The organism is bacterium, from assembly GCA_030697795.1.
Lineage (GTDB): Bacteria > Patescibacteriota > Minisyncoccia > JACQLN01 > JACQLN01 > JACQLN01.
This window is the reverse complement of sequence record JAUYOV010000010.1, coordinates 1-1,431: the sequence shown is the minus strand read 5'-3', so window position 1 is coordinate 1,431 and position 1,431 is coordinate 1. Positions and strand designations below refer to the sequence as shown.

Below are 1,431 nucleotides of genomic sequence, written 5' to 3'. Positions count from 1 at the left end.
TCTATGGGTCAAACAGGATTGCCAAAATATATTTTAAAAACGGTAAATTGAATTTAAGCCCCCACGGTCTTTAAGGGGGCTTTTTTATCGCTTTTTTAAGTGTTAGAATCTTTTATATCATGTTAGAAAAATTTTGGTTTTGGTTGAAACAAAATAGGACAGAAGTTTTAATTTTTCTTTTGGCTTTCGGCATACGTTTTTTATATGCTCTTTTTGTATTATTATTTTTCGGCGAGCACGGCTTTATCGCGCATTCCGATGCTTTTTCTTTCTATCTTCGTGGCGCGGAAAATTTAATAAATCATCATATTTTCAGTTTAAACACCGCGCCTCCCTATATGCCGGACGCTTACCGAATGCCGCTTTACACTTTTTTTGTGGCATTTTTTCTATGGTTGAAACTTCCGCTTTTTTGGATCATTTTTGCTCAGAATTTTATGGCCGGCGCCATGAGCGTTTTAATCTATAGAATTGGGATTATACTTTTTTCTTCTAAGCGCATCGGTTTCTGGGCAGCTACTTTAACCGCTTTGGAGCCGGCATCAATTTATTGGAACAACCTTTTGATGTCCGATTATTTATTCGCTTTTTTATTTGTTTTAGCTTGCTATTATTTTTTTCTTAAACACTACTATGCTTTTGCGCTCTTTCTGGGGCTGGCTACGCTTACACGACCGACCAGTCTGTATTTTCTGCCATTATTCATGCTTCTAATAATTTTTAAGGTACCGTGGAAGCAAGCAGTGATTACGATTTTAATATTTCTCGCGGTACTTTTTCCGTGGATGCTTAGAAATAAAATTGTATTTAATACTTGGCAGCTCACTAGCGCTTCTTGGTATAATCTTTACGGCATACTCGCACAGAAATTCGCCGATACGGAAGGTTTTAAATTGCCCTACCCCGTTCCTCCATCTAATTACCCTAATCTGGAAACTTTCGCGTATAATTTTATGAATGTCCCATTTTATAAAAATCATTTTTGGGAGCTTGTTAAAGAACGCCCATTTGAATACGTAAAATTTCACGCTACTCTTGCTTTAAAATCCAGGTTAGTCAATTATTATGAATATTTGGTCGATTATGTTCTTAAGCCGAAATTTCCAACTTTGTTATTTGGCTTTCTTGGTACATTCGTTTATTTTCTGACGGCGCTGGGATGGTTTTTTTGGATAGCCGTTTATATTTTAATGCTGGCAAGTTTGTTTTGTGCAAAACAACGCGCCTACCCCATCATGTTTTTAGCTATGATTGGAATAATTATGTTCACAGCCGGTAGCACGGGAGCTTTTGGCGCCGACGGCAGCAGATTTATAATACCCTTGGCGCCATTTATGTTTATTTTTGCCTCTGCCGGGTTCAAAATTATTTATAACCGTTTGAAATATGTTTTCTAAACAAAATCTGATTTTGGGAATGCTCCTGCTAATC

At 37.0% G+C, this 1,431-nt stretch carries 1 protein-coding gene; it reads left to right on the top strand.

Features of this window, described 5'->3' with window-relative positions:
- Positions 1-119: 119 nt before the first annotated feature.
- The gene (locus tag Q8Q95_04025) at positions 120-1,397 is read left to right on the top strand and encodes a hypothetical protein (GenBank protein ID MDP3764760.1); all 1,278 of its coding nucleotides are present in this window, start codon (positions 120-122) and stop codon (positions 1,395-1,397) included.
- Positions 1,398-1,431 lie beyond the last annotated feature (34 nt).

Bases quoted from the DNA above. Each gene is read 5' to 3' on its own strand.
- Q8Q95_04025 (MDP3764760.1), top strand. From the start codon at position 120: ATGTTAGAAAAATTTTGGTTTTGGTTGAAACAAAATAGGACAGAAGTT.